At 66.2% G+C, this 8494-nt stretch carries 8 protein-coding genes and 1 riboswitch; of the genes, 5 read left to right on the plus strand and 3 right to left on the minus strand.

What is annotated here, in order from left to right:
* Positions 1-234: ribulose-phosphate 3-epimerase (locus tag ABYW26_RS06950; RefSeq protein ID WP_372604050.1), on the minus strand; the 234-nt coding region annotated here is incomplete at its 3' end.
* A gap of 136 nt (positions 235-370) precedes the next feature.
* On the opposite strand from ABYW26_RS06950, the gene ABYW26_RS06955 reads away from it, so the two are divergent.
* Entirely contained in the window at positions 371-2806 is a 2436-nt protein-coding gene (locus ABYW26_RS06955) for a heavy metal translocating P-type ATPase (RefSeq protein WP_372604051.1), read from the plus strand.
* The gene (gene cueR / locus ABYW26_RS06960) at positions 2803-3189 is read left to right on the plus strand and encodes a Cu(I)-responsive transcriptional regulator (protein ID WP_372604052.1); all 387 of its coding nucleotides are present in this window, start codon (positions 2803-2805) and stop codon (positions 3187-3189) included. The genes ABYW26_RS06955 and cueR overlap by 4 nt, the downstream gene beginning before the upstream one ends.
* Positions 3190-3204: 15 nt before the next feature.
* Here the strand turns inward: cueR and ABYW26_RS06965 are convergent, their stop codons facing one another.
* A complete protein-coding gene (locus ABYW26_RS06965) occupies positions 3205-3693 on the minus strand; it encodes a hypothetical protein (protein WP_372604053.1) in 489 nt (162 codons plus the stop codon).
* Entirely contained in the window at positions 3690-4250 is a 561-nt protein-coding gene (locus ABYW26_RS06970; protein WP_372604056.1) for a permease, read from the minus strand. Before ABYW26_RS06970 ends, ABYW26_RS06965 begins: the two co-directional genes overlap by 4 nt.
* A gap of 138 nt (positions 4251-4388) precedes the next feature.
* Positions 4389-4592: riboswitch (cobalamin riboswitch) on the plus strand.
* A 132-nt stretch (positions 4593-4724) separates the two neighbouring features.
* Between ABYW26_RS06970 and ABYW26_RS06975 the strand changes: the two genes are divergently transcribed.
* From ABYW26_RS06975 to ABYW26_RS06985, 3 genes are read left to right on the plus strand one after another with little or no spacing between them, the layout of a single operon-like run.
* The gene (locus ABYW26_RS06975; protein WP_372604054.1) at positions 4725-6650 is read left to right on the plus strand and encodes a TonB-dependent receptor plug domain-containing protein; all 1926 of its coding nucleotides are present in this window, start codon (positions 4725-4727) and stop codon (positions 6648-6650) included.
* On the plus strand, positions 6625-7479 hold the full coding sequence (locus tag ABYW26_RS06980; RefSeq protein ID WP_372604057.1) for an ABC transporter substrate-binding protein: 855 nt from the start codon (positions 6625-6627) through the stop codon (positions 7477-7479). The genes ABYW26_RS06975 and ABYW26_RS06980 overlap by 26 nt, the downstream gene beginning before the upstream one ends.
* Positions 7476-8465 carry a FecCD family ABC transporter permease gene (locus ABYW26_RS06985; protein ID WP_372604055.1) on the plus strand — a complete coding sequence of 330 codons (990 nt, stop codon included), beginning with the start codon at positions 7476-7478 and terminating at the stop codon, positions 8463-8465. The genes ABYW26_RS06980 and ABYW26_RS06985 overlap by 4 nt, the downstream gene beginning before the upstream one ends.
* Positions 8466-8494: the final 29 nt, after the last annotated feature.

Raw genomic sequence — 8494 nt, forward strand, 5'->3', positions numbered from 1 at the left:
ATAGGGGTCAACCGGCGAGATCATCAGATGCACGTCCATCACCGTGTTGATGTGCTTGCGGATCGCGGCGCACAGCGGCGGGCCGAAGGTCAGGTTCGGCACGAAATGCCCGTCCATCACATCGACATGCACCCAGTCACAGCCCTGATCCTCGATCGCGCGGATTTCCTGCCCGAAATTGGCGAAATCCGCCGACAGGATCGAGGGGGCAATCTTGATGGAACGGTCGAACATGGGGCTGGTCCTTTGATTCGTGCGTTGCCGCCGGTTTAGCGCATCGCGGCGGAAAGGGAAAATAACATGGCATTGGGGGTTGACCTTCCAGTGACTGGAGGCCCTATCTGTGGGCGGACAATCAAGGAGTCGTCTGATGTCTGCCCAGAATTCCGCCCGTTTCCATCTTGATGGCCTGCATTGCGCGTCCTGCGTGCGCCGGGCCGAAACCGCGCTTGGCGGCGTGCCCGGCGTGTCCGGGGCGCATGTCAATCTGGCTTCGGCCACGGCGGATGTGACCTATGATGGCCCACTGGCGCCGGTGCTGGACGCGGTGCGCGCGGCGGGGTTCGGCGTGGATACGACCGAGGTTCTATACGATGTCGAAGGCGCGACCTGCGCCTCGTGCGTCAGCCGCATTGAGAAGGCGGCGCTGGGGCAGGCGGGCGTCATGGGCGCGGCGATGAATCTGGCTTCGGGGCAATTGCGGGTGCAATTGGCGGGCGGCGACGCGGCCAGCATTGCCGACGCGGTGAACGCCACGGGCTATAAGGCGCGGCTGCATTCGGCGGAAACCGCCGTCCCGCTTGAGGACCGGCAACAGGCCGAGGCCCGGGCGCTGCGGCTGGATCTGACTGTCGCGGCGGTGCTGACACTGCCGGTGTTCCTGCTGGCGATGGGGGGGCATTTCATCCCGGCCTTTCACGCCTGGATCGGGGCGGCGATCGGCCATGCCACCGCGAATATCATTCAATTCGTTCTGACGACGCTGGTGCTGGCATGGCCCGGGCGGCGGTTCTTTCGCCATGGTGTGCCGCTGCTGCTGAAAGGCGCGCCGGACATGAACGCGCTGGTGGCGATGGGCACCTTCGCGGCGTGGAGCTATTCCACCGTGGCGACCTTTGCGCCGACGGTGCTGCCCGAAGGCTCGCGCGGGGTGTATTTCGAGGCCGCGGCGGTGATCGTCACCCTGATCCTGCTGGGCCGCTTGCTTGAGGCTCGCGCCAAGGGCCGCACCGGGGCCGCGATCAAGGCGCTGATGGGCCTGCGCCCTGACAGTGCCCGCGTTGTGACCGACGCGGGCGAGGTCGACCGCCCGGTGGCCGAATTGCAGGTCGGCGACCTGATCCGCCTGCGTCCCGGCGAACGCATCGCCACCGATGGCGAGGTCGCTGGCGGCGAAAGCTATGTCGATGAATCCATGATCACCGGCGAACCGGTGCCGGTTCTGAAACATCTGGGCAGCCCGGTCACTGGCGGCACGATCAACGGGCAGGGCACGCTGACCTATCGCGCCACCCATGTCGGCGCTGACACCGTGCTGGCGCGGATCATCGACATGGTGCAACAGGCGCAGGGCGCCAAGCTGCCGATTCAGGGGCTGGTCGACAAGATCACCGCGTGGTTCGTGCCGGCGGTTCTGGCGACTGCGGTGCTGACCGTGGCGCTGTGGCTGGTCTTTGGTCCCGATCCGGCGCTGTCCTTTGCCTTGGTTGCTGGCGTGTCGGTTCTGATCATCGCCTGCCCCTGTGCGATGGGGCTGGCCACGCCGACCTCGATCATGGTCGGCACCGGTCGCGCCGCTGAACTGGGCGTGCTGTTCCGGCGCGGCGATGCGCTGCAATCCTTGCAAGAGGTGGCGGTGGTGGCCTTTGACAAGACCGGCACCCTGACGATCGGCCACCCGGAACTGACCTCGGTCGCGCTGGCCAAAGGGTTTGATCGTGCGGCGCTGCTGCGGCAGGTCGCGGCGGTCGAGGCCTTGTCCGAACATCCCATCGCCCAAGCCATCGTCGCCGGGGCCGAAGCCCCGTTGCCGCCGGTCGAGGATTTTCAATCGATCACCGGGTTCGGCCTGAAAGGCACGGTCGAAGGCGCCGCCCTGATGGTGGGCGCCGAGCGGCTGATGCTGCGCGAAGGCATTGCCACCGCCGAACTGGACGCAGCGGCGGTCGCGTTGGCCCAGACCGGCGCGACGCCGGTCTATGCGGCGGTGAACGGCCAGTTGGCGGCGGTGATCGGCGTGTCGGACCGGGTGAAACCCTCGGCCAAGGCGGCGGTTGCCGCGCTGCATGCCCAAGGCGTCAAGACCGCGATGATCACCGGCGATACCCAAGCCACCGCCAATGCCATCGCGGCTGAACTGGGCATCGACCATGTCGAGGCCGGGGTGCTGCCCGAAGGCAAGGTCGCGGCGATCGAGGCGCTGATGAAACACGGCAGGCTGGCTTATGTCGGTGACGGCATCAACGATGCCCCGGCGCTGGCGCGGGCCGATGTCGGCATCGCCATCGGCACCGGCACCGATGTCGCGATCGAAGCCGGTGACGTGGTGCTGATGTCGGGCGATGTCGCGGGCGTGGTCAATGCGCTGGGCATCAGCCAGGCCACCATGCGCAATATCCGGCAGAACCTGTTCTGGGCCTTTGGTTATAACGTGCTGCTGATCCCGGTCGCCGCCGGGGCGTTGTATGTGTTTGGCGGCCCGCTTTTGTCGCCGATGCTGGCGGCGGGGGCGATGGCGTTCAGCTCGGTCTTTGTGGTCAGCAACGCGCTGCGGCTGCGGCGCGTCACGCCGGGGGCGGTGGCATGAATATCGGTCAGGTCTCGGATCGCGCGGGGCTGCCCGCCAAGACCATCCGCTATTACGAGGATATCGGCCTGATCGCCCCCGAACGGGGCGACAATGGCTATCGCGATTTCAGCGACACCGATCTGCACCGGCTGGTGTTTCTGGGCCGGGCGCGCGGCCTTGGCTTTACCATCGAGGAATGCCGCACCCTGCTGGCACTTTACGACGACAAATCCCGCGCCAGCGCCGATGTGAAACGCGTGGCGCAAGAGCACCTGGTTCAGATCGACGCCAAGATCGACGAGTTGAAAGCGATGCGCGCCACCCTGTCCGATCTGATCACTGCCTGTGCGGGCGATCACCGGCCTAATTGCCCGATCCTCAGCGGTCTGGCCAAGGCCTGAGCCAGCGCCGCGCCTTCAGAACAGCAGGGCGATCCCGCCCAGCACCAGCGACAGCGGCACCGACACCAGCATGCGGATCAGGGTGAATTGCCGTCCCATCAGCGGGATTTCATAAACCAGCGAGCGGTTGATATTGATCACCGAAAACGCCGTGACATAGGCCACCAAAGGCGCCCAGCCCGCCCCGGCCTTCAGTGCCGAGGCGCCGACGGCAAAGGCCACGAACGGCCCGCCGGGGGTGACCACACCCAGCACCGAGGCCAGCCCGACCCCGATCAGGCCCGAGCCTTCACCGAAATACTGTTCGATCTTGTCCACCGGCAAAAGCTCGGCCATGAACCCGGCGCCCAGCAGGCCCGCGAACACCCGTGGCACCAGATAGATCGTCGTGGTGCGGGCGCGGGCGATCACGGCGGGCACCGCCTCGGGGCGGGATTTGCGCAGCAGCCGCAGCGCGAACAGCGCCAGCGCCCACAGGAAAATCGTGCCGATCAGAATATTCATTGCCGGGCCTCGCGGCGCCGCAGGGTATGGCGCACCACCCAGCCCAGCACGATCGGTGCCGGCAGCGACAGCACAAAGCGCAGCGCGACGAAATCGGCGGGCAGAAAGGTCAGTTCCCAGATCAGGGTGCGGTTCAGCCCCAGCAGCATCCAGCCCGACACCAAAGCCACGCCGGCACCCATGTCGGCCCCCGCCGCCAACAGGCCCATGGTCAGCGGAAAGGTCACGCCCGGCCCGCCCGGCACCAGCATCCCGGCGATAGTGGCGATGGTCAGGCCGCGCAAGCCGCTGTCGGGGCCGATCCAGCTTTTGATCCGCTCGGGCGCGATCAGCATCGGCAGGGCCGAGGCCGCCAACACCCCGGCGACGATCTTGGGTAGCAATTCCGCCGTCAGCAGGGTTTCGTCCAGAAATATCTCCCAGACCCGGCCCAGCCCGCTTTGATACGCCACCCCGATCCCGGCCGCCAACGCCAGTGACGCCACGACAATCAGGCTGAAATCAATCAGCTTGCGCGGGGTGCTTGAGCCGGGCGGGGGCGGGGCGTTCGGGTCCATGGACACGGTTTCGCATGGCTTTTACTTCTGCGCAATTAACATGTTTAGGTTTTTGCCCTCGGTTCACCAGATGGCCCCGCGTGCCCCCTGCGTGATGCTGCGTCGCCGCATAGGCGTTGACTCTGTCGGCAAATCCGCTATGCACGGCCCCACTTCGGTTTCGCCTTAAGGGGCGAATGAAAAGGGAATGCGGTGCCGCCCGATGATCCGGGCCATTCCGCAGCTGCCCCCGCAACTGTAGGCGGAGAGCGAGGCTGACTATGCCACTGGGTCAAACCCCGGGAAGGCCAGCCAAGCATTGACCCGCAAGCCAGGAGACCTGCCGAGGTGATCACCCTTTCCGGGGCGCGGGGCGCGTATCGGAGGCGGCAAAACCGCAGAGGTGACGCACTCACCGTCTGCGGCAGGGGCGCAACCCTTCCCGGACATCCTTTGATGACCACAGCCGGTTTTCCGGCTGAACGAGGGTTGAAGATGAAGACCTTTCTGACCACCACCACCGCCGCAAGCGCGTTGCTGATCGGGCTGCTGCCCGCCCATGCCGAAAACGCGATCCTGCTGGATACCATCACCGCCACCGCCAACCTGAGCGACACCGATGTCAGCCGCACCGGCAACACCGTCGAGATCGTCACCGAGGACGAGCTTGAAGATGCGCCGGTCAGCCGCCTGTCGGATGTGCTGACTCAGGTGCCCGGCGTCAATGTCGTGACCAACGGCCCGCTGGGCGGCTGGTCGGGCCTGACCATTCGCGGCGCCAGCCAGTATTATGTCGGCGTCCGTCTGGACGGCATCGACATCACCGATCCCTCGGCCCCCAAGGTGGCTTATGATTTCGGCACGCTCAGCACCGGCGATCTGAGCCGGATCGAGGTTCTGAAGGGCTCGCAATCGGCGCTTTACGGCGCCAATGCCGTTGGCGGTGTGATCGACATGACCAGCCGCCGCGCCACCGAGGACGGGCTGCATCACAGCGTCGATCTGGAATATGGCTCGTATAACACCCTGCGCGGCAGCTATGGTCTGACGATGCGCAACGACATGTCCGAACTGGACCTGACCATTAGCCGCGTTCAGACCGATGGCTTTTCCGCCGCTGATGAAAACGACGGCAACACCGAGGCCGATGGTTTCACCGCCAACCGCCTCAGCTTTTATGGCCATGTCGATACTGACGGCGGTGTGCGTCTGGGCCTGTCCGGCTTTGTCGACCAGTCGCGCGGCGAGTTCGATCCGCAATATTACGCCGACCCCAGCCGGACCTATCCGATCATGATCGGCGATGGCGAAAGCTATGACGAGGTCACCGATGCCAACAGTGCCGGTCTGCGGGCCTTTGTCGAATTCTCGACCGGCGCGGTCGATCACAGCGTTTCGGCCAGCATCTATGATGTGTCGCGCCGCTATCGCTCGTCCGAGACCTATCTGCTGTATGATCAGTCTTACAGCGTGATCGGCAGCTATCTGGGCGTCGATGACTATACCTATGCCGGCACCCGCCGCCAGTTGCGCTATCAGGGCGACGCGATGCTGAATGCCGACATGCGCCTGTCCTTCGGTGCGGACGCCACCTTTGAGGATTACGATCAGTTCGGCAGCTATGGCACGCTGGCCGCCGACAGCCGCGATCTGGGCGCCTTTGCCGAATGGGCCTATGCCCCGAACGCGCAACTGGATATCGCCCTGTCGCTGCGCCATGACGACCACGCCACCTTTGGCGGCTTTACCACCGGTCGCCTGTCCGCCGCCTATCGCCCGCGCGAGGACCTGATCCTGCGCGCCGCCGCTGGCACCGGCTTCCGCGCACCGTCGCTGTTCGAACTTTACAGCGGCTTTGGCGATCCGACGCTTGAGCCCGAAACCAGCCTCAGCGCCGAACTGGGCATCGAGAAACGCTTTGCGAATGACACGGGCTTTGTCCGGGCCACGGCGTTCTATTTGGCGGCTGAAAACCTGATCGGCTATGACTATGGCTCGACCGCCTGCGCCTATGGGCCGGGCTGCTACAATCAGGTGCCGGGCGTTGCCCGTCGCACCGGTGTCGAGCTGGAAACCGGCTTTGATCTGGGCCCGGCTTTGTCGGTCGGCGGGTCTTATACCTATATCGACAGCTCGGTCAGCGCGACCTGGGCCGATGTGGCCCGCCATGACGTGTCGCTGTTCGCCAACTACGCGTTCAACGACCGCCTGACCGGTGGCCTGACGCTGGAGCATGTCGCCGATCGCCCGAACAGCCTTGGCGACTATACCGTCGCCCATGCCAGCGTCAGCTATGCGTTCGACGACAGCACCGAGGCCTATCTGCGGATCGAGAACCTGTTCGATACCGAATACCAACAGGTGCAGGGCTATGGCACCTCGGACCGGGCCTTCTATCTTGGCCTTCGCAAGAACTTCTAAGCCCCTTCTGGGGCTGATCGCCGCGCTGGGGATGATCCTTGGCGCGGCCCTTTCAGCGACGGCGGCCCCTGCGCGGGTGGTTTCGCTGAATGTCTGCACCGACCAGCTGGCGATGCTGCTGGCCGCGCCGGGGCAGCTGATTTCCGTTTCCTTTCTGGGACAGGACGCGCGCAGCTCGGCGATGGCCGAACAGGCGCAGGCCTATCCTGCCAATCACGGCCTTGCCGAAGAAGTGTTCCTGCTTCAGCCCGATCTGGTGCTGGCGGGCACTTATACGTCGCGCGCCGCCGTGTCGATGCTGCGGCGTCTGGGGGTCGAGGTGGTCGAGTTTGCCCCTGAAAACGGCCTGAATGATGTGCGCGTCAACCTGCGCGCCATGGGCCGGGTTCTGGGGCATCCGGACCGGGCCGATGCGCTGATCGCGCAGTTCGATGCCGATCTTGCGGCGCTGACCCTGCCGCCGAAAACCCGCCCGCGCGCCGCGCTTTACGGCCCGAACGGTTATACCACCGGGGCCCAGACGCTGGCCGGGGAAATCCTGACCGCCGCCGGGTTTTCCAACATCGCCACCGAGGCCGGCCTGCCCGCAGGTGGCACTCTGCCGCTGGAGCAACTGGTGATGTTGCAACCCGACCTGATTATCACCGGCACCCGCTATCCCGGCTCGTCGCGGGCCGAGGCCTTGCTGGATCACCCGGCCTTGCGCAAACTCGCGGCCATGCCGCGCGTGCGGGCGACGGGCGGGGCCTGGGTCTGCGGCACGCCGCATGTGCTGCGCGCGATCGACGGGCTGGTGGCGCTGCGCCACGACATGGAGGCCGGGCAATGAGCTATCGTCTGCTACTGATCCTGCTGGCGGTGCTGGTTGCGCTGCTGTTCGGCGCCTCGCTTTTGATCGGCCCGGCGGCGCTGGGCCTTGGCGAAAGCATATCGGCGCTGGTGTCGGGCCGGGGCGAGGCGGCGGTGCTGGTGATGCGCGAAATCCGCCTGCCGCGCGCCTTGCTGGGCGTGATGCTGGGCGCCTCGCTGGGCCTGTCGGGCGCGGCGATGCAGGGCTATCTGCGCAACCCGCTGGCCGAGCCGGGCCTGATCGGCGTCAGCTCATCCGCGGCCTTGGGCGCGGTGATCGCGCTGCAAACCGGGCTGGCGGCGGCCTTCGTTCTGGCCCTGCCGCTGATGGCGCTGGGCGGGGCGGTTCTGTCGGTGCTGGTGCTGTTGATGCTGGCCGGGCCGCGCGGGTCCAGCCTGACGCTGATCCTTGCCGGGATCGCAGTCAGCGCCTTTGCGGGCGCGATGACCTCGCTGGTGCTGAACCTGTCGCCCAACCCCTATGCGGCGGCCGAGATCGTGTTCTGGATGCTGGGTTCGCTCAGCGACCGGTCGTTCACCCATGTCTGGCTGGCGCTGCCGTTCATGGCGGTCGGCGCGGTGCTGCTGGCGACGCTGGGCCGCGGGCTGGACGCGCTGACGCTGGGCGAGGACGCGGCGCAGGCGCTGGGCATCCGCCTGACCCGGTTGCGGCTGGTGCTGGTGGCGGGGGTCGCGGCCTCGGTCGGGTCCGGCGTGGCGGTCGCGGGGGCGGTCGGGTTCGTCGGCCTTGTGGTGCCGCACCTGCTGCGCCCGCTGGTCGGCGCGCGGCCCGGTCGATTGCTGGCGGCCTCGGCCCTTGGCGGGGCGGCGATGGTGCAGGCGGCAGATATCGCGGTGCGGCTGATCGCACCGGACCGGGACCTGAAACTGGGGGTGCTGACGGCGCTGGTCGGGGCACCCTTGTTCCTGCACCTGATCTACAAAACGCGGAGGCAGGGGCTGTGACCGATCTGTTGACGCTGGAAAACCTGACC

Origin of the sequence: Actibacterium sp., assembly GCF_041584535.1 — a bacterium.
Lineage (GTDB): Bacteria > Pseudomonadota > Alphaproteobacteria > Rhodobacterales > Rhodobacteraceae > Actibacterium_D.

What these genes read in the sequence shown, in the direction of transcription:
- ABYW26_RS06955 (WP_372604051.1), top strand. Translation starts at nt 371, where the DNA reads ATGTCTGCCCAGAATTCCGCCCGTTTCCATCTTGATGGCCTGCATTGC.
- cueR (WP_372604052.1), top strand. Translation starts at nt 2,803, where the DNA reads ATGAATATCGGTCAGGTCTCGGATCGCGCGGGGCTGCCCGCCAAGACC.
- ABYW26_RS06965 (WP_372604053.1), bottom strand. Translation starts at nt 3,693, where the DNA reads ATGAATATTCTGATCGGCACGATTTTCCTGTGGGCGCTGGCGCTGTTC.
- ABYW26_RS06970 (WP_372604056.1), bottom strand. Translation starts at nt 4,250, where the DNA reads ATGGACCCGAACGCCCCGCCCCCGCCCGGCTCAAGCACCCCGCGCAAG.
- ABYW26_RS06975 (WP_372604054.1), top strand. Translation starts at nt 4,725, where the DNA reads ATGAAGACCTTTCTGACCACCACCACCGCCGCAAGCGCGTTGCTGATC.
- ABYW26_RS06985 (WP_372604055.1), top strand. Translation starts at nt 7,476, where the DNA reads ATGAGCTATCGTCTGCTACTGATCCTGCTGGCGGTGCTGGTTGCGCTG.